General features: G+C 44.5%; 14 protein-coding genes. 7 read left to right on the top strand and 7 right to left on the bottom strand.

Features of this window, described 5'->3' with window-relative positions; all coding sequences use genetic code 11:
- The first annotated feature begins 69 nt into the window (after window positions 1-69).
- The gene (locus OAG1_RS17520) at window positions 70-2,541 is read left to right on the top strand and encodes a sugar-binding domain-containing protein (RefSeq protein WP_338622199.1); all 2,472 of its coding nucleotides are present in this window, start codon (window positions 70-72) and stop codon (window positions 2,539-2,541) included.
- Between the two features lie 52 nt (window positions 2,542-2,593).
- Here OAG1_RS17520 and OAG1_RS17525 read toward each other — a convergent pair whose 3' ends face one another.
- From OAG1_RS17525 to OAG1_RS17545, 5 genes are all read right to left on the bottom strand, one after another.
- Window positions 2,594-3,571: a LacI family DNA-binding transcriptional regulator gene (locus OAG1_RS17525; protein WP_338622200.1), complete on the bottom strand. Its 978-nt coding sequence runs from the start codon at window positions 3,569-3,571 to the stop codon at window positions 2,594-2,596.
- Window positions 3,572-3,666: 95 nt separating this feature from the next.
- The gene (locus OAG1_RS17530; protein WP_338622201.1) at window positions 3,667-6,600 is read right to left on the bottom strand and encodes a beta-galactosidase; all 2,934 of its coding nucleotides are present in this window, start codon (window positions 6,598-6,600) and stop codon (window positions 3,667-3,669) included.
- A 312-nt stretch (window positions 6,601-6,912) separates the two neighbouring features.
- Complete coding sequence (locus OAG1_RS17535) at window positions 6,913-7,920, bottom strand: Ldh family oxidoreductase (RefSeq protein WP_338622202.1); 1,008 nt, start codon at window positions 7,918-7,920, stop codon at window positions 6,913-6,915.
- A gap of 14 nt (window positions 7,921-7,934) precedes the next feature.
- Complete coding sequence (locus tag OAG1_RS17540; protein ID WP_221074711.1) at window positions 7,935-8,951, bottom strand: zinc-binding alcohol dehydrogenase family protein; 1,017 nt, start codon at window positions 8,949-8,951, stop codon at window positions 7,935-7,937.
- A gap of 9 nt (window positions 8,952-8,960) precedes the next feature.
- On the bottom strand, window positions 8,961-10,433 hold the full coding sequence (locus tag OAG1_RS17545) for a mannitol dehydrogenase family protein (protein ID WP_016403221.1): 1,473 nt from the start codon (window positions 10,431-10,433) through the stop codon (window positions 8,961-8,963).
- A gap of 341 nt (window positions 10,434-10,774) precedes the next feature.
- On the opposite strand from OAG1_RS17545, the gene OAG1_RS17550 reads away from it, so the two are divergent.
- The 4 genes from OAG1_RS17550 to OAG1_RS17565 all read left to right on the top strand — a co-directional run bounded on the left by OAG1_RS17550 (window position 10,775) and on the right by OAG1_RS17565 (window position 15,337).
- Window positions 10,775-11,704 carry a sugar kinase gene (locus OAG1_RS17550; RefSeq protein WP_016403222.1) on the top strand — a complete coding sequence of 310 codons (930 nt, stop codon included), beginning with the start codon at window positions 10,775-10,777 and terminating at the stop codon, window positions 11,702-11,704.
- A gap of 28 nt (window positions 11,705-11,732) precedes the next feature.
- Entirely contained in the window at window positions 11,733-12,362 is a 630-nt protein-coding gene (locus OAG1_RS17555) for a bifunctional 4-hydroxy-2-oxoglutarate aldolase/2-dehydro-3-deoxy-phosphogluconate aldolase (RefSeq protein ID WP_221074713.1), read from the top strand.
- Window positions 12,363-12,372: 10 nt separating this feature from the next.
- Window positions 12,373-13,464 (top strand): mandelate racemase/muconate lactonizing enzyme family protein, encoded by a 1,092-nt coding sequence (locus tag OAG1_RS17560; RefSeq protein ID WP_221074714.1) that lies wholly within the window; start codon window positions 12,373-12,375, stop codon window positions 13,462-13,464.
- A 217-nt stretch (window positions 13,465-13,681) separates the two neighbouring features.
- On the top strand, window positions 13,682-15,337 hold the full coding sequence (locus OAG1_RS17565; RefSeq protein WP_338626440.1) for a sugar porter family MFS transporter: 1,656 nt from the start codon (window positions 13,682-13,684) through the stop codon (window positions 15,335-15,337).
- A gap of 73 nt (window positions 15,338-15,410) precedes the next feature.
- Here OAG1_RS17565 and OAG1_RS17570 read toward each other — a convergent pair whose 3' ends face one another.
- Window positions 15,411-16,190 carry an FCD domain-containing protein gene (locus OAG1_RS17570; protein WP_016403226.1) on the bottom strand — a complete coding sequence of 260 codons (780 nt, stop codon included), beginning with the start codon at window positions 16,188-16,190 and terminating at the stop codon, window positions 15,411-15,413.
- Between the two features lie 343 nt (window positions 16,191-16,533).
- On the opposite strand from OAG1_RS17570, the gene aldA reads away from it, so the two are divergent.
- Together aldA and OAG1_RS17580 are read left to right on the top strand one after the other, a co-directional pair.
- Window positions 16,534-17,982 (top strand): aldehyde dehydrogenase, encoded by a 1,449-nt coding sequence (aldA, locus tag OAG1_RS17575; protein ID WP_152780398.1) that lies wholly within the window; start codon window positions 16,534-16,536, stop codon window positions 17,980-17,982.
- A 239-nt stretch (window positions 17,983-18,221) separates the two neighbouring features.
- The gene (locus tag OAG1_RS17580) at window positions 18,222-19,583 is read left to right on the top strand and encodes an RICIN domain-containing protein (protein WP_338622203.1); all 1,362 of its coding nucleotides are present in this window, start codon (window positions 18,222-18,224) and stop codon (window positions 19,581-19,583) included.
- A 91-nt stretch (window positions 19,584-19,674) separates the two neighbouring features.
- Here the strand turns inward: OAG1_RS17580 and OAG1_RS17585 are convergent, their stop codons facing one another.
- Window positions 19,675-20,664, bottom strand: coding sequence for a LacI family DNA-binding transcriptional regulator (locus OAG1_RS17585; RefSeq protein ID WP_016403944.1), 990 nt, complete (start codon window positions 20,662-20,664; stop codon window positions 19,675-19,677).
- Between the last annotated feature and the right edge of the window lie 109 nt (window positions 20,665-20,773).

Genomic DNA, 20,773 nt, shown 5'->3' on the forward strand with positions numbered 1-20,773 from the left:
CCCGGTGGGCTAACTATTTCCCCTTAGCTCAGCAGCTATCACTCCCTATTTTTTGTACGTCGAGATTTCATGTCTATTTCCAGCAATACGCCTAAAGCATCACGCCAAACTATCGATTTTAATGCTGATTGGCAGTTCCAATTACAAACAGCTAACCAAACAACAACTGAAGCAGACTGGCGTAGCGTTACCCTGCCCCACGACTGGAGCATTGAGCAGCCATTTTCATCTGAACTGGAAGGTGCAACGGCCTACTTGCCAGGCGGTATAGGCTGGTACCAAAAAAGCTTTGATATGAAAGAGCTAAAAAAAGGCCAGCGGGTGTTTATCTTGTTTGACGGGATCTACAACAACGCTAGCCTTTGGCTAAACAAGCAATTACTAGGTAAACAGCACTATGGTTACTCACCATTTTACTTCGAGATAAGCCAGTATTTAAAAGCGAGCGATAATCTGCTGAAGATAAAAGTAGACCGCTGTCGGATAGCCGACAGCCGTTGGTATCCCGGAGCAGGCATTTACCGAGAAGTAAAACTGATAACCGTAAACGCTGTGCATATTCCCATCTGGAGTAGCGTTGTTGATAGCATAGAAATAAACCAAGGCTTCGCTCAAATACTGCACAAGTTTAAAGTAGTTAGTGAGCAGCTAAATCAACGTATTCAAATAGATAGTCATATTGTTGAGTTAGACACCGGGCGCCCAGTCGCCAGTTATCAACATCAAGCAACACTGAGCAATAAAGAACAAGCTTTTGCCTTTAGCTGTGACATATTGCAACCCAAACTGTGGTCTCCCGATTCCCCAACCCTCTATCAAATGACCACCAAGCTAACTGCTGGCTCTAAAGAGTTAGATTGCATCATTACACGCTTTGGCCTTAGAGATTTTCATTTTAACAGCCAACAGGGCTTCTTCCTAAATGGGCAAGCCACCAAAATTAAAGGTGTTTGTTTACATCACGATGGTGGCTTAGTGGGCGCAGCTGTGCCAGAAGCGGTATGGGAACGTCGACTCACTAGGCTAAAAGAAGCTGGCGTAAATGCGATTAGAATGGCACATAATCCCTCATCTGAGGTGCTTCTATCACTGTGTGACCGTTTAGGCTTTTTGGTTCAAGACGAGTTTTTTGATGAATGGGACTTCCCCAAAGATAAACGCCTTAACATGAATGAGCAGCATAATGATGCAGCCTCGCGAGGTTATGCGGAGCATTTTCAAACTCACGCCAAACAAGATCTCAAAAATGCATTAAGAGCTCACATCAACCACCCATGCATATTCATGTGGAGCATCGGCAACGAAATAGAATGGACCTACCTAAGAAATGTAGAAGCAACCGGCTTTTTCGATGCCAACTGGAATGGCAATTACTTCTGGAACTTACCACCAAACTCTCCCCAACAAATCAGCAATAAACTCAAGACCCTGCCTCATCATAACTACGACATAGGCAAAACAGCCCATCAATTAGCGCAATGGGTGCGCGAAGAAGATGTATCGAGGCCCGTTACCGCCAACTGTATATTGCCCTCGGTAAGCTATTTAAATGGCTATGCTAAATCCTTAGATGTAATTGGCTTTAGTTACCGACAAGTACTTTACGATTATGGCCACCAGCATCATCCTCAGCTTCCTATCATTAGTAACGAAGCATTGCCCCAGTGGCACGAGTGGAAGGCGGTAAGTGAGCGCTCACATGTTGCGGGTTTATTCCTATGGACCGGTATTGATTATTTAGGTGAAGTGCATCAGCAGTGGCCAACTAAGGCGCTAGCCGCAGGCTTGCTCGATACAGCTGGCTTTAAAAAAGCACCCTACTATCTCTTTCAATCACTGTGGACCACCACGCCCATGGTGCAAATTCATAATCAGGTATTTGATGAAGAACGCTTTGTATACAAAACCGATAGTTTGAGCCTTGAAGAGCGAGACCCACAAGCTTGGAAGAGAAAACTGTGGATTTGGCCAGAGCAACAACAACATTGGAATTTTAGCAGCAACCAATTAATCGCCATTGAGGTCATCAGCAATTGCCAAGAGGTAGAGCTGCAACTCAACGGGCGAACAATTGGCAGTAAGCAACTTGCTGACCAAGCCGATAGAATGTTTCGCTGGGCCTTGCCGTTTCAACCTGGCGAGCTAGTCGCTCTAGCTAAAAACAATGGCAAAGTGTTGGCAACCCACCGCATTAGCACCACCAAAGCCGCCAGTGACTTAGTGGTGACTGTTGAAGGCGCTCCTTTACAGAAGGGCCAACCGGGTTACCAACACTTGGTGGTACAACTAGCAGATAGTGAAGGAAAATGGGTTAGCCATCAAAACACCCAACTAAGTTTTGAGCTAACCGGTCCTGCCGAGTTAGTGGGGCTAGATAATGGCCACCCAGCCAGCGTGCAAACCTTTAACGCAAGCCACATAGACACCCATCAAGGTCGGGCCCTAGCGTTAATAAAATACACTGGAGAAGAAGAAAATATTCTAGTGAGAGTTACTACGCCCGAGGGCTTCTTTAAAGTACAACGCTTTATACTTGAGTAAACCTAGGCGATAAATAACAGCAAGCTAGCCTAACTAGCTTGCTGTTCTAGCATTAAGCGGTTGCTCCTAAATCGCTTAAATAACCCAATTCTTGGTCTGAGTAACGCTCTTGAAGCTGCGCCATAAACACTTTGGGAATAGCCTGCTGTTGGCTACTTAAGAAGCTTAAGGCTTGCTGCGCCATCGCCTGCACCGGGTAATAGAGGGTGCTATAGCTGGCTTTGCTGTCGGCTGCATTATTGGATGAGCCAATAAATTCAAATGGGTTAGTGCAGCCCAACTGCTCTTTTAGCTGTTGCCATACCGGCCAGCTCAAACGAGCAGACAAACAAACAAAAGCCGAAGCAGGCGATGATAAGGCATCACTACTCAAGCAGTCGTTGGGATCATGGGATAAGCGACTAAGGGCAATGTTAGCTTGCTGAAATGGGCTATCGATATGGCTTAAGCCTTGCTCAATAGCGCAGTACTGCTGTGCTTCACACATTACTGTAATATGCTTGTGACCGTGCTCTACCAACAGCTTTACTGCCAGCCAAAGGCTAGTAACAATGTCTAGGTGCAAACACTGTTTGGCATAGCTTGGTAAGTAACGTTTAGCGACTAATAAACCGGGATGTAAACGCATAAATTCGCCCAGTCTCGCTTCTTCCATGTACACACTTTCAAAATATAACGACTGCACGCCAAGGCTTAAGTAGTTTTCTAACATCTCAATTTCTTGTGCTTCTGAATGCGCACCAGAAACCAAGTGTAGCGGCATTGAGTTACTGGACGCTTCTGCCGACAAAGCCTTTAGCAAGGTTGCGGTAAGCGGATCTTGTATCGACTGCACAATCATCGCAGGACCAATTTTGGGGTTGTTGGTGAGATTTTGCGCATGATAATTTGGAATAAAATTTAGTGCTTTTATCGCCTGATTTACTTTTTCCACCTTGGCTTCGCTAACAAAAGTGGTTTGATTAATTATTCGCGATACTGTGGCAACAGACACGCCAGCTTTTTTTGCTACGTCTATGATAGTGGGCATATGTTTCCTTACTACGCGTTTAGTGTAATGATTTTTATAGTGATTTAGATAAAACAAAAGACGAGCTAGGCTCGTCTTTTGGCTACAAACAGAGCCTACTTCACCAGCTCTGGGTAACGCTGTGGATACAGCTTACGGTTAACTTCTGCAGCTCCTGCTACCAGTTTTTCGTAGGGCGAGTCAGCTACAGTGACAAAACCATTGTTGTAGTTTTCTCCGTCCCAAGCTCGACCAGTAGTTGGCGAATCTAGGTACTGGAACCAATGCGCACCAACAAAGTAAGGATTAGCAATAACACTATCCATATAGTGGGCATACTTCTCGGCACGCCCTTGTTGGGTATCGGCAGCCACTAGACCAGGGTGGAACATACCGCTGTCGGTAGCACCAAAGTGGAACTCACCAATAATGCTTGGCATATCCAACTCGGCAAGGTGGCTCCAATCGCCCTTCGACATGTCGTTGCCGTAGAGGTTGTAGCTCATTACATCTACATATTGGGCAGCACTATTTGCAGCTTCAGGAGTGATCCCCCACTCGGTAAAACGCGCACCTAGGTAAAGGTGGTTAGGTAATACCTGCTTCATCTGTTGCTGTACAATCGCAAAGTAGCGATCAGAGTGGTCAGCCAAGAACATGCTGTAATCGGCCTTAAGTGCCTCGTTCAAATCACCTTGATGCACATAGCCTTTAGCCAGTTCATCCCATGATTTAAGTTCGCTTCCCCATGCCTTATTCAACGCCTGGATATCTTGCGCATATTTCGCTTCTAACAAACCAACAAACGCAGCTTTAGCAAAGCTATCTTTAGCATCAGCACGTAAAGCGGCAATCGCTAAGGCATAGTGGTTAGCGTCAAACTCGGTGTTACCCCAGCTCATTTCGTTATCCACAAAGGTGCCAATACACCAAGGGTCTTGCTCTACTTCAGCGGCAACTTGCTTAGCCATTGTTTTCACAGACTCAACAAATTCTGGGTCGTAAGGATCGTGCATTGGCCCCCAGTAATCGTTACCGGTATTAATGCGTTGGTGATCGCCCACAATCCAACCGTTCGCTACGTACGCAACTTTTTGATTACCGTAAAAACTTGGATCGGCCCAGTTACCTAACGAGGTAAAACCCCAATCCAACATACGAGCCAGCGTTACGTCGCGCCAAACCGCAATCGCTTCATCGCGAGAATCGGGCGCATATTTGCGCTGCAAGTTAGCACTGTAAAAGCTATAAACCTCGCCATGCTCAAGCGGGCCGGTGTGAATCATGGTGGAATATTGATAGTTTTGCGCCAAGGCATCTTGGTAGCTAGGTAACCAAGTAAACATGCTGTTACGTAACTGCGAAGCCACTGAACGGGCATCTTGATTATCTACATAGCTGTCTTGAGAAATCTGGCTAGGACGCAAGCTAAGATCTTCCGACAACACCAAATCGGTAAAGCCAACACCGGTGGTGGTGTAGGTATCATCCATGCGAATGTTGTCTAAACCCGTGGCAAAATAAAGGTAACCGCTGGGGTCAACTAAAGACCATTTTCCATCTACTTTTTCAGTTCTAAAGTAACCCGTCGCTTCTAGTTTAGGTCCGCTCTTCCAACCACCATATGGCGTACGGTCGTCCATAGGTTTGGCTGAATCGATCAGCTTAACATCGGCTTTTGCATGCGCCTGTAGCTCTTCAGCTGAGTGAATTTTTTCTGCCCAGTCTTCATTGGTAAACTGACCAAATTCATCTAGCAAACCTTCATAGCGGCTGGTATCGGCGCTCAAGTTAGGCACTAAACGAATGTTGTCGATGACTAAACTCAGGTCTTTTTGCAGATCTTGCATATAGAGTTGGAAGCTAACAATATTGCTTAGATCTAGCTTCTGCTCACCCCAACCAAAGTTGATTGCCTGCGCCTGATAAGACTTCTTCGGTGGCTCGCCTCGCATTCCAGAATCAAGCGTTTTAGCTAGCTCTTCTAAAGTGAAGTAGTAAGTACCCACTTCGCCTGCTGGCAACTGAACATAACCAGTACGACTATGGATAACACCATTTGCGCTACCCCCTTGCTTCTCATTTACGTCATCGTCTACGCGAATAAATAGTTGTGCGCCGGCATCACCAATATTTTCAATATCAAGGGCTAAGGTAAAGTCACCATGTTCTGACCAGTTCCAAGGTTTATCGGCACTAAAAGTTACGCTGGGGTAAGACGCGTCTGCGGAGTAATCAATTTTAAGGCCTTTACCCTCATCACGCTTTACTGAGGTGATGGTTGTGCCATGAGTTTTGCTAACAATGCCTTTTGAGCCATCATCAAAATCAGACAACGCTAAAAGAGTTGGAATTGGTGCAGCAATAACTTCCGCTTCACGCGCTTCCGACTTTACAAAATCACCGGTACGTTCAATAAAGTTAATGTCACGAATTACCACTTCTTGCGCAGCGATAGGCCCCACTGAATAGAATTGGATTTCGGCAATGCTTTTTAGGTTTAACTTAGCACCACCGCGGTAGCCGTCGATATTCATTTGCGTACCGTTAAACAAAAAGTCTACGGTGGTAGTTTTGCCCGCTGGCAAAATAATTGGTAAATCAACTTGGTTGTCGGCCGATCCCATAATGCCAATGTTATCGCTCACTTTCATTTCGATGCGAACGTCTTCAGTGCCTGGATTTTCTAGGGCAACTTTTAAGCCGCCTTTGGTATTCCAATCCCAAGGGCCTGCCTTAGAGTGGATTTTTACGTTTGGCCATTTAGATTGCGCCTCGGCTTCAGAGATCGCATCAAAATTCATCTTTAAGCCATCTTTACTTTGCTCTGCGGTTTTCTTAAGCACAGAGAACTGACTATGACTATTGGTAATTTTTTCTAATACTGCTGGCTCGGTGAAATCAAGCGGCGTTGCCGCGCTGGTCATATCACCCGAAGTGGCTGCATTTTCACTAGACTGCTTAGTGTCATCTGCAATGACGTTTGATGTAGATACCCCAGCTAATACAACTGATACTAGGATTGCTAAGTTGCTCTTTTTAAACAACACAATATTTCCTCCCTTAAAAGGATAACCAAAACCAATATTTGGACAACCACTAAGCAATATTGGATAACCAGATTACAAAATTAGCACACCAATTCAAGTTCTAATGTGAGCCAAAGCGATATTTGGAAAACTCAATACCAATAAAAAAGTCATTAAAAACAATAAGTAATACCAATAAGAAAGGCGCCGTAACTAAGGGCTAGTCACAGATAAAAAGAGGAGAAACCTAGGTGCCCGCGGAACCATTGCAGGAGAGCACCTAGGCTAGTAGCAACACAGAGCGACACCATATTGCTACCTTTTTTAAAACACTTAGCTCACTAGGTAGTCGTAAACACCTTGCGCAACAGGAATGCCATTAAGGTCGCACTCGGCACGATAAGCCACTTGAAGGTCATTTGGCGCAAGCACTTTATCAACACCCGGAACCGGTGGAACTTTGTGTAGTTCTTTCACCATTGCTGCCATCATTACGGCAAACATAGGGTTACCGAGTTTCTTAGGATCAATCACTATGACTAAGCTCGCCAACTTACGCATTTTTTCGTAGTCACCATACATTTTCACAATGTGGTTACCGAAATTAGCGCCCATCAAAATGCCCGTTAGCGCATCAATCGCTAACGCAATGCCTGAACCTTTATGTCCACCAAATGGCAATAAGTTAGCCACTTTATGCGGATCGGTGGTTTCGTTACCCTCTGCATCAATAGCTAAACCTTTACCAATAGACTTGCCGGTTTCTTTGGCGTGCAGTAACTTGCCGTATGCTGTTGCACTGGTAGCCATGTCAATAATCATTGGCGTTGAGCCTTCAACCGGAAAACCAAAGGCAATTGGGTTGGTTCCCAAAAACTTTGCTGCGCCACCATGGGGTGCTACACAGGTATCGGTTTGGGTCATACCAATGGCAATCATACCCGCATTTGTGGCTTGCTCCATGAAGTATGAAAGCGCCCCACAATGCGAGGTATTCTTGACACTGACAAAACCTAAGCCGGTATCAGAAGCTAGGTTTATGCCGTGTTTGGTGGCAGCAATAAGCGCCGAGTGGCCCATGCCGTCATCAGAGTCTAATACCGCTACCGAAGGCGATACTTGCTCTACTGAAAATGTTGCTTTAGCGTTTAAGCCCCCCTTGGCTAAACGCTCACAGTAATGTTCTACGCGCATAACTCCGTGTGAATGAACACCGGTAGCATCCGCATGTATTAATACTTCGGTTACTTCCTTGGCCGTATTTTCATCAAGGCCAGCGGCAATAAGTTTGTTAAGCGCAAGTCCTTTTAACTCGGCTTCCTTTACGTGTACTGTTGTCATATTTACCTGCGCGACTAAAAATTAATAACGCCCTTAATAAGCGTTGCGTTGTTCACTACATCTTGTTGGTAAGAAAGACCAACTGTGTCAAAGTCATAATCACGGTTTTTCATGATGTTCTCGTCGATTTCGCCTTTGCTCATTAACTCAATCACGCGCTCAAAATCTTCACGAGTGGCGTTGCGACTGCTTAATAATGTGGTTTCTTTTTTGTGGAATGTTGGGTCGTCTAGCACCAAGTCACCGATGTACAAACCGATGAATACAATCTTGCCGCCATGGCGAATTAGCTCAACACTGCGGCTCATAGAGCCTTTGTTCCCAGTGGCGTCTAATAAGGTGCATGCCAAGTTGCCGCCAAAGGCTGCTTTTAGGTCATCAACATAATTTTCCGCAAGAGGGTTTAAAGTTTTAATGCCTAAGGCTTTTTCTACATGTGCGCGGCGCTCATCACTTACGTCTGCTACTACCACTTCTGCGCCATTGGCTTTAGCAATAGCAGCTGCCGCTAAACCGATTGGTCCAGCACCTACTTGCAGCACTCGTTGGCCAGCTTTAACTTCGGCGCGACGCACCGCATGAGCACTAATAGCGAAACATTCGATTAATGCACCTTGGCTATCGCTAACGGTTTCTGGCAATTTAACTAGGTTGCTTTCAAGTACGCTTAGGTACTCTGTAAAGCCGCCATCTTGGTGTACGCCATATAAAGAAACATTCTCACAGCAGTTAGTTTTACCTTCTGCACAAGCAGAACATTCGCCACAAGGAATACACGGGATAACCGAGAAACGCTCGCCCACTTTAGCGGTGCTACAAGCACTGCCAGTGGCTTCAACTACACCACTAATTTCGTGGCCAAGTACCCGCGGGTAGCTAAAAAATGGCTGACGGCCAGCAAAGGCATGAATGTCGGTGCCACAAATACCTACTGCTTTAACTTTCAGTAGTACTTCGTTTTCGGCAAAAGACGGTTTCTCTCGCTCTACATACTCAATTGAGAATGGTTCGTTACAAACTAATGTTTTCATTGATATTTCCTAATTCGCTGCAATGGAGTCTACAACTGACTCAATGCCGTATTCTTCGATAGAGGCAAATGCTGATACCACCTGTTGGCTAAACTTGGCGTTATCTTTAGCAAGCGTTCCAAATATTTTGTTAATTGCTAACAAGGCTTTCGCTTGGTCTAGCGCTTCGCCGTTGCTTTCCACAATTTGTTTAAACTCGTCGGCTAATGGGTCAACAATTTGCTCACCCGCTTTTACAGCGCGAATAACTGAATGCATCCAACCTGCGATAAGAATTGGCAAACAAGTTACTTTTAAGCCGGCATTTTGTAGGTGTAATAAGGGATCAACCGCGCGTTGTGGAAGCTTTTGAGAGCCGTCCATCGCGATCTGTGCAGTTTTGTGTTTTACGTTGGCGTTACTAAAACGCGCTATCAATAGATCAGCGTATTCTGGTAAATCAACGTTAAGGCTTGGGCTTAATGACTTAGCTTGCTCTTGAGTCATCAGTTTTAGCGTTGCCGCTTTAAACGCTGGATCTTGCATGCATTGGTATATGTACTCGTAACCAGCAAGCGCGCCGTTATATGCTAAGAACGAGTGACTACCATTTAACATGCGCAGTTTCATTTCTTCGTAAGGCAATACATCAGCAACAAACATTGCACCGGCCAAATCCCAATCTGGGCGACCAGCTACAAAATTGTCTTCTACTACCCATTGACGGAAATCTTCACATACCACGCCACAAGGGTCGGCATAACCAACTTCAGCTTCAATAGCGGCAAAGGCTTCGGCTGTCATAGCTGGGCAAATTCGGTCAACCATAGTGCTAGGGAAGCTAACATTTTGCTCAATCCAGCTGGCCAACTCTTTATCTAACTTACGAGCGTAAGACAACAAAGCATTCTTAGTTAGGTGACCATTCTCAGGAATATTGTCACAAGACAATACGCTAATTGGTGCTAAGCCATTGTCACGACGAATTCGCAGCGCTTCGGTAATTAAACCTAAGGCCGATTGCGGCTGCTGCGGATTTGCTAAGTCGTGTTTAATTAGTGCGTTTGCTTCATCAAGCTCACCTGATTGTGGGTCAACGCAGTAACCTTTTTCGGTAATGGTTAGCGACACTATTGCTACTTGTGGCTCGGCTATTTTAGCAATGGCCGTTGCAATACCACTTACAGGTGTATGAATAGCTTCGGTAACGGTACGAACTAAGCGAGAAGTCGTGGTGTCTTTAGATTTTTCAACAACACTAAACAAACAGTCTTGAGCAACTAAGTTGGCAACTAAGTCTTCGCTACCAAACATGTTAATTTCACAAATGCCCCATAACTCGCCAGATGCTTGGTTAGTTAAGTCGTTGTATACCGCTTGGTGGCCGCGATGAAACGCGCCAAAACCTATGTGAACAATCTTAGTGCTTAACTGTTCCCTGTCGTATGTTGTTGCTTCATTAAACCGATCTTTACACTGGCTTATTTGATTACTTGCTGCCATTCACTCACCCAATTGTTCAACCAATACGGCATTTATACCGACAAAGCGGTTAGATAGCCGTGACTATAATCACAAAATGGTAAACCAATACAGCCAGAATGGCTAACAATAATACAGTAAATAGCAGTCCAATATTGTTTAAGATCAATAAAAACAATCAACAAAAAGACAAAAAATACAATTAAAACAATAACTTAAATTAAAACCATTAAGATTCAATTTAATTTATTCATGTTGAGGCATTAAAAACCATTTTGGTTGACCAAAATAAATTCATCCCATACCATCAACATCATTAAGGGATTAACCCTTCTTATTAATTCAATCAAATAGGACAGGTCATGTTTAGCGAGATATTAAGTTTTGGCGAACCCATGTATGAATTCAGCCAAATAAAGCAGTCTAAAGCCATGGAGCCAGATTTTTTAAGTGGCTTTGGTGGCGATGTTTCTAACTTCGCCATTGCAGCAGCACGTCAAGGCGCCAACGTAGGCATGATCACCCATTTAGGGGACGACGAATTTGGTGAGCAATTTAGAGCGCTGTGGAAACGTGAATCTGTAGCAAGTGATTTAGTAGTAAGTAACGCGAGTGCACACACGGGCGTCTATTTTATTACTCATAATGAAGAAGGGCATCACTTTTCATTCCTAAGAAAAGGCTCTGCAGCCAGCCTTATTAGTAAGCAGCAACTTCCTGTGGAAGCGATAGCAAATGCTAAACTGCTACATACTACTGCAATTACCCAAGCCATTAGTGACACCAGCTGTGACGCAGTTTTTGCCGCCATTGAGTTGGCGCGTAAAACCGATACCTTGGTCTCTTACGATACTAACCTACGCTTAAAACTGTGGTCGCTTAATCGTGCCAAAGCCATCATCAATGAAACCATTAGCCAAGTAGACATTTGCTTCCCTAGCATTGATGAAGCACAACTGCTTACCGGCCTTACACATGCCGATGAAATTATCGATCATTACTTACAGTTGGGCGCCAAAATTGTTGTGCTAAAACAGGGCTCAGAAGGCGCAACAGTGGCTAATCAACACGAGCGATTTAGCATCAAACCCCACAAGGTAAGCGCTGTAGACGCAACAGCCGCAGGTGACTCATTTGCTGGTTCATTCTGTACCCATTATGTACGCGGCGCAGAACTACAAGAATGCCTTAAATACGCTAATGCTACCGCTTCTATCACCATCACTGGCTATGGCGCTGTAGCGCCGCTACCTACTCTTGCTCAAGTAGAGCAACGTATCGGCCTTAGTTAATTTTACTTTTAATATTACGGACAAAAACATGGAAAATTTAAACTCTCTGCTGAAGCAATTTAAAGTAATTCCAGTAATTGCTATCGATAAAGCCAGCGACATCGTGCCACTAGGCGAACAGTTAAGTAAAAATGGTTTGCCAGTTGCCGAAATCACCTTCCGCTCAGACGCGGCAGCAGAGGCAATTCGCCTACTTCGCGAAGCACAGCCAGATATGCTAATTGGTGCAGGAACCATCTTAAACGAAGAACAAGTAATAGCTGCTAAAGAGGCCGGTGCTAGCTTTATTGTTTCTCCAGGTTTAAACCCAAATACCGTTAAAGCCTGTCAGAAGCACAACATTGCTATTATTCCTGGCGTTAATAATCCGTCAACGGTAGAGCAAGCACTAGAGCTAGGTTTAGACACAGTGAAGTTCTTCCCAGCAGAAGCCTCTGGCGGCATTGCCATGCTTAAGTCATTACTTGGTCCATATACCAACATTCAAGTAATGCCTACTGGTGGCATCAATCAAAACAACATTGAAAAATACTTGGCATTACCCGGCGTTTTAGCCTGTGGTGGCACTTGGATGGTAGATAAATCACTTATTAATAAGGGCGAATGGGATACCATCGGTCAATTAGTGAAAGACATTGTGGCGCAACTTGCCGAGTAAGAGAACAAACATGAATACAGCAATTAAATCAGTTACAGCGCGTTTGTTTAAAATTCCTTTAGCGGAGATTTTATCGGACGCCAAACACGGCGATCACGACCACTTTGAGTTAGTGACAACCACCATTACCTTAGAAGACGGCAGTGAAGGTACCGGTTATACCTATACCGGCGGTAAAGGTGGCTATGCCATTAAAGCAATGGTAGAGCACGACTTAGCACCGGCTCTTATCGGTAAAGATGCCAGCCAAATCGACGAAATTTACGACTTTATGGAGTGGCATATTCACTATGTAGGCCGTGGTGGTATCGCTTCTTTTGCCATATCTTCGGTAGATATTGCCCTTTGGGATCTAAAAGGTAAGCGTTTAAATCAACCTTTATGGAAAATGGCTGGTGCTAAAAACTCTAGCTGTAAAGCGTATTGCGGCGGTATCGATTTACAATTTACCACCGAAAAGCTATTGGCCAATATTCAAGGTTACTTAGATAAGGGCTACAACGCGGTTAAAATCAAAATTGGTCGCGCCGATGCCAATGAAGATATTGCTCGTATTAAAGCGGTGCGTGAGCTAATTGGTAAAGACGTTACCTTTATGATCGATGCCAACTACTCATTAAGTGTTGAGCAAGCCATTGCTTTATCTAAAGCCGTAGAGCAATACGATATTACCTGGTTTGAAGAGCCAACCATTCCAGATGACTACCTAGGTTACGGCAAGATTGCCGATGCCACTTCTATTCCTTTGGCTATGGGTGAAAACCTACATACCATTCACGAATTTGAATATGCCTTCGAGCGCGCCAAACTTTCTTTTGTGCAACCCGATGCTTCAAACTGTGGCGGTATTACTGGCTGGCTTAAAGCCGCCCGCTTAGCCGACCAACATGGCATTCCGGCATGTTCTCATGGCATGCAAGAATTACATGTGAGCTTAGTGTCTTCTCAGCCAAATTCTGGCTGGTTAGAAGTACATAGCTTCCCAATTGATGAATACACCAAGCGTCCATTGGTGGTTAAAGATCATCGTGCTGTAGCACCAGATACCCCAGGTGTAGGTGTCGAGTTTGACTGGGATAAGATTAAACCTTTCGAAGTGTAAATCGCCCCTTCTTTAAACACCGCCCTAGCGCGGTGTTTTTTTATGCTTGTTTTATCGCTCCCCCCCCTTCAGCTTAGACTCTCTTCTGATCTGTTCTGCTCTGTTCCCCTACTAACAACAAAAAAATCAATAAAACACCACAATTGATAACCAATACACACAAAAGATCAACCAATGTCGATCTCGATCGACAAATTGGCTAACCAAACATGCTTAAATAACTTCCGAAAATAACCTTCTAAGAGGAACAAAGATGGACATAAAAACATGGAATGCTTACAAGTATGCGTTAATTGTGGCTATTGGCGGCTTTGTATTTGGCTTAGATGCCGCCATTATTTCCGGCACAGTGCGCTTTATCGCGTCGGAGTTTTCCCTCACTGATTTGCAAATTGGCACTGTAGTAGGCGCGCCAAGTTTAGGTGCAATTTTGGCCTTACTAGTCGCCGGCAAAACTGCCGACGCCCTGGGCCGTAAAAAAACCCTCATAATTATTGCTGGTCTTTACGTTGTCTCAGCCTTGCTGTCAGCTTTAGCAACTAGCTTTATGATGTTAACCATGGCGCGCTTTATTGGCGGACTAGCCTTTAGCTCGCTTTCTTTAGCCTCTATGTACATTGGTGAAATAGCCCCAGCTAAACAACGTGGCAAACTCGTCTCGGCGAATCAATTTAACATTGTGATTGGTTTATTAGCGGCTTACTTCATTAACTACTATTTAGTGCTACATGTTAGCGAGAACTCCTTATTGTTTGCCCCCGATACCGTATGGCGAACCATGTTAGCTTCGGAGCTTATTCCAGCGGTGCTTTGGGTGATCTTACTTTGCCGCGTGCCAGAATCTCCTCGCTGGTTAATGATGAAAAACAAACAGGAACAAGCTAAAGAAGTACTGCTAAAACTGTTGCCAGAGCAACGCGCCGAAGAAGTACAGGCTGAGATTGAGCAGAACCTAAAAGAACATCAGGACACCAGTAGCATTACCGAACAACTTAAGCTGTTGTTCTCGTCGCCAATGAAAACCATTTTTGCTATTGGCTTTATCATGGCGGTTGTACAAGGCATAACCGGTATGAACGCGATTCTGTTTTATGCTCCCACTGTGTTCGAACAAATTGGTTTTGGCTTAAATGCCTCATTCCAACAAGCTATCTACATTGGCATAACGAGTGTGGTATTCACGGTATTAGCGGTTTTCTTCATTGATAAAGTCGGCCGAAAGCCGCTGCTTATCTTTGGGCTATTAGCGGTAGTACTAAGCCATGCAACTTGTTGGTACGGCTTTAGCAACGCCAGCTACAGCATTAATCAACAAACCATCGATAAACTAGAAGAGGTAATCGATACTACTCCACTTAAAGCGCAGCTAAATAGCCAATATGCTGATGATGTTAGCTTTAAGGAAATGCTAGCAACTAACTATGATGCCGACACGCTACGACTAAGCGAAGGGCATATTATTGAAGCCGCTATTTCAGTGAACCCAATTGTTATTTTGGTGGGCATTTTGGCCTTTATCGCGGCTTTCCACATTTCTATTGGGCCAATTATGTGGGTACTGTTTTCGGAGATTTTCCCTAACTCGGTACGAAGCGTTGCGATCCCATTGTTTGCATTGGTCACCAGTGTTGCCAGTTACTTAATCCAGCAGTTTTTCCCTTGGCAACTAGCCAACCTAGGTGCAGCAAATACCTTCTTAATGTACTCAGTGTTTGGCTTAATAGGCCTATTACTGCTGTGGCCACTGCTGCCAGAGACTAAGAATAAAACCATTGAGGAGATTGAAGATACTTTGGTAAACAAGCGCAACAAACCAACCACCAGCGCAGAAGTATCAGATAACCCGGTAGGCAGTAACGCACCTAGTGCATAACGTTTAGCTGTTAAAGCCAAATAAAAAAGCCGCTAAATGTTCATTTAGCGGCTTTTTCTTATAACAATTGTAATTAATGGCTTTCGGTAAAGTTGCTATCAAATTCCATTGCGAAGAAGTAATCGTCTAAATCAGTATCGCTATTGTCAGAGCTAGCTATCTTAAGTAACTCTTGCTTACTGTTCTCGATATGTTGCCACACTGCCTGCTTAGCATCTTCTGGAGAGCGTTTTTGCAAGGCTAACAAAATGCGTTTGTGGTCATTAATCCACATCGACTGCAAACGCTCTTCGTGTAAAAACTGATGATTAAGCTCATTCCACAGCGGGTTGGTGGTACGTACCGTGCTCCACATGTCAACCGCTTGGTTAATCAGCACTCGGTTTTGAGTCGACTCAGCTATTAAGCTATGGAATTGCTGATCCAGTGCTTCAAACTTCTCGCTGTCGCCATTTATCTCACTTTCTTGCAGTTGCAGTACCTTTTTAAGTTCACGTAGCTCGTTAAACTTAATTTGAGTGGCGGCAAATCCGGCAATGCTGCTTTCGATGATCTGACGCGCTTGGAGCAACTCAAAAGGTCCTACATCACTTTTTGGCAATATAGTACGCTTGTTCACTTTTTCAGGAGAATCAATGAAGTAAATACCAGCACCTTGGCGAACCACGACCAAGCCTTTCAACTCAAGCATAATTACAGCTTCTCGGATAGTTGCGCGGCTGGTTTCAAATCGTTCACTTAGCTCTCGCTCTGATGGCAGTCGTTCACCCGCTTTAAACACGCCTGAAAACAACAATTCCTCGATTTGCACGCCAATATCATAGTAGCGCCGCTTGGTATCCATCTTAGCCATAATGTCATTTAACCTTTGGGGAAATATAGAAACTATCTAACTTTTGGTAAATCAATTCAAGTAAGTTCTAGACCGAAGCCTGAATAGTAACGCCTTTTAGCGCGTATCGGTAGTCAACCACAACTACCGATGTCTCATTTTGATCTAAATTGTACGACTAATAATAAATCACGCCTTAAATACATGAAATTTAGAAAATATTCATTTACCAAATGAATTTCTACAAAATTGACAGAATAACTTGTGAACCTCATCACTTTAAAGGTTAACCTTTATGGCGTAGAATGCACAAATTGGTTTACCAAATTAGTTTTATCTCCACTGGGAATCTAAAGGAAGTTAGATGAGCACAGTTACTCACAAAATGTTTATCAATGGTGAATGGTTAGAATCAGCTACCGGCAACACCATTGAAGTTGTAAATCCAAGTAACGAACAGTTGGTTGGCTATGCTCCGCAAGCGAGCCGTGAAGAAGCAGCTAATGCTTTACGCTCATCAGAAGCGGCTCAAAAAGACTGGGCTAAATTACCGGCACAAAAACGTGCAGAACTAGTAGCAGCACTAGCAGACGAACTAGAAGCAGACGCTGAGCGTTACGCTGAAATGATTACCCAAGAACAAGGCAAACTGCTAAGTGATGCACGTGGCGAAGTAGCCGGTTCTGTTGGATTTTTGCGTTACGCTGCTGAATCAGCTCGCCGCATCGAGGGCGAGATAGTAACCAGCGAAAATCAAGATGAGCAGATTTGGATCCAACGTGTGCCTTTTGGCGTAACCGTGGGCCTGCTAGCTTGGAACTACCCGCTAGCACTAGCGGCACGCAAACTAGGTAACGCCTTAGTCACCGGCAATACCATGGTAGTAATGCCACCAGCAGACACTCCGCTCACGGTATTAGAGTTCTCAAAACTAATCGCTAAAGTAGGTTTCCCTAAAGGCGTCGTAAATATTGTTTCAGGTTTAGGTGGTGAGGTAGGCGACGAGCTAGTGCGCAACCCTATTACTAAGCTTGTGACTCTAACCGGCAGCTCGGAAGTGGGTTCTATTTTATACCGCTCTGCATCAGAGAACATCACAGCACTAAACCTAGAGCTTGGCGGCAAAGCGCCGTTTATTGTGTTAGACGACGCCAACATCGACGAGGTGGTTGAGATCGCGGTTAACTCAGGCTTTGGCAACTGCGGCCAAATTTGTACGTCTAACGAGCGCATGTATATCCATAAAGCGATTTACGCAGAGTTTATGGATAAGTTCATCGCTAAAGTGAAGCAACTTAAGATCGGTGACCCAATGTTAGCTAGCACTAATGTTGGCCCTAAAGTAAATGCTCGCGAAGTAGAAAAACTGGTTGAGATGATTAGCAAAGCCAAGGCCGAAGGCGCAACCATCGCTTGTGGAGGTGGTAAACCAAGTGGCGAAGAGTTTGCCAATGGTTACTGGTTTGAACCTACCGTGGTTACCGATGTAAACAACCAAATGGACATCATGAAACAAGAAGTGTTTGGCCCAGTTGTAGCTGCAATGCCAATTGATAGCCTGGAGCAAGCATTACAGTATGCCAACGACATCGACTTAGGTTTGTCTGGCTACGTATATACCAACGACATGCGCAAAATAATGCAAGTTGTTAACGAGTTAGAGGTCGGCGAAATCTATGTTAATCGCCCTAATGGTGAGCTATTAAATGGCTTCCATACAGGCTTTAAACGCAGTGGTATCGGCGGCGAAGATGGGAAATACGGCTTGGAGGGATACTTGCAGAAGAAAACCATTTACCTGAACTACCAGTAATCTTTTTTAATTCCTTTTGACAATTGTTAGCACTTTGCCTTGGTAGTCATACCAAGGCCTTTTTTTATCTGCCCTTCCGAGATCTTGCTCACCAAAACCGCCCTTCTGCAAAACAAAAACAATAACTTGATCACACACCTTACAACAGGTTAACAATGAGCATAAATTGATCGACCAGATCGCATAAATAGGTTAATAACTGTGCGATATTTGTTATCACACTAAACAGGGAGATAACAATGAAAGGATTCACTAAGCACCCACTACTATTAGCCTGCGGTTTAGGTTTATCACTCAGTACTTATGCGGCAGACTGGGATAATATCCCAATTCCAGCAGAGCTAGACCCAGGACAAAGCTGGGAGTTACAAGAAAGCTATTCAGACTCTTTTAACTATTCGGGTAAGCCAAGCTCCTTTACCAGCAAATGGAAAGACGCTTACTTTCATAACTGGACAGGCCCTGGCCTCACCTACTGGTCAAGCGATGAATCGTGGGTTGGTGATGGTAACTTAATTATTAGTGCATCTCGTCGCCAAGGCACTAACCAAGTTAATGCTGGGGTTGTCACCTCTAAAACCAAAGTGAAATACCCCATTTTCTTAGAAGCCAACATTAAGGTAAGCAATTTAGAGCTCTCTTCTAACTTTTGGTTACTAAGTGAAAACGACCAGCGCGAGATTGATGTTCTGGAAGTGTATGGCGGTGCGCGCCAAGACTGGTTTGCCAAAAACATGTCAACCAACTTCCACGTATTCTTCCGTAACAACGATAACTCAATTAGCAGTGACTTTAACGATCAAACACACAATACCCCTACTTGGGGCAATTACTGGCGTGAAGGCTTCCACCGTTTTGGCGTTTACTGGAAAAGCCCCACTGAGGTGACCTTCTACATTAATGGCCAAAAAACCACTAAAGGCGCTTGGAGCCAAGTGGTAATGAAAGATAAAGATTATACCGGTGCCATACTAGATAAAAGCCGTTACAACATGAATCAAGAAATGTTCATTATTCTTGATACCGAGGACCATTCTTGGCGCTCTGAAGCAGGCCATATTGCCACCGATGCAGACCTAGCAGATGGCGATAAAAACAAAATGTACGTAGATTGGATTAGGGTTTATAAACCTACTGGTGGCAGCACTACTCCGCCAACAGGCGACATTACTCCACCTAGCGGTTATACCAACCTTCAAGTGGCTCACTCTAACTTATGCCTAGATGTGAAAAGCGGCGCATTATGGAACGGTAGCACCTATCAACAGTGGTCATGCAACACCGGTAACAATAACCAGCGTTTCCAATTTACCGCTTTAGGCAATAACGAATACAGCATTAGCGCAAAAGTAAGCCAACTATGTATGGAGCTAGCATCTGGCAGCTCTGCAGACGGCGCTAAAGTTCAACAATGGGTTTGTAACCACGCTAATACAAGCCAAGTATGGAGTCTTGTAGATAAAGGCAGTAATACCTTTGAAATCCGCAATAAACAAAGCGGCAAATGTTTAGAAATAGCCAACAATTCGGGCGCTAATGGCGCAGAGCTTAGACAATGGTCATGTGATGGAGGTACCAACCAACGTTTTAAATTCCAGTAGTATTTTTTAGCAATTCCTTCCTTTGGCCAGTGGTGATAATACCACTGGCTTTTTTTCATTCTCGATAGCAATTCTTAGACAAACGACATTGTTACTTACTTGGCGAACAGCAACTAGAGCGAACCAATAACTGAGTGGGCACAATGGTGTCTTGGCTGGCTTTGCTGCCCTGCAGAATCTTCATTAGCGTGTTGGCTGCTGTCTTACCAATATCTTCTTGCGGCTGACGAATGGTGGTGAGCTCTGGGTTGGTATACTCGGCAAATAACAGGTCATCAAAGCCCACTATTGATAACTGTTGCGGCACCTTAATACCCAGTTGCGTTGCCGCTTTCATTGCCCCTAGAGCCATCATGTCGTTAAAGCAAAATAACGCTGTCATTGAGTAGTGTTCGTGTAGACGCATGAACGCGCTATACCCCGACTGAAAACTAAAATCACCGTCTTCAAAAGCGGCTTCGTCAACGGCAATATTTAGCTGCTGCAGACTGTCTTGATAACCGGCTTTACGATCCACACAAATTGGGTTTTCCATAGGGCCGGTAATACAGCCAATTTGGCTATGCCCAATATCTAATAAATAATCTACAGCTCGCTTAGCCGAGCCGCGATTATCAATACGCACCGTGGGAATAGGAAAACCAGGAAAGTACTCACATGCCATTACCATTGGAATTTCGGTGCCTTGCCGGATCTCCATAGGCAGCTCAGCGGTAAGCGAAATAATGCCGTCGGCTTGCTTGCTGCGTACCAAGTCCATATACACTTTTGCTTGTTCAACCGTGTGAATTGAATCCCCCAGCAACACTTTGTAGCCGTTTTGCAAAGCTACCTGCTGGATCCCGCGAACAATGCTGGCGAAAAACATATTGGCAATATCTGGCACAATAATCACGATGGTTTTCGATTCGCTACGCCTTAAATTTCGTGCAATCACATTGGGAGAGAACCCCGACTCGGCTACCGCTAATTCGACCTTCAAACGGGTTTTCTCGGATACTTTTTCTGGGCTCATCATCGCCCGAGATACCGTTGCGGTAGATACGCCTGCCAATTTGGCCACATCTTTTATGGTAGGCATTTACTGTCCTTAGATTGGTAATAAGCAAGGCTAACCTTAGTGAAAGCTTAGCCCAAATGTAACGGATTACATCAATTATCATAAAGTACTTTATTTTAAATCACTTAAG

The organism is Agarivorans sp. OAG1, from assembly GCF_037076485.1.
In the GTDB taxonomy this organism is placed as follows: domain Bacteria; phylum Pseudomonadota; class Gammaproteobacteria; order Enterobacterales; family Celerinatantimonadaceae; genus Agarivorans; species Agarivorans albus.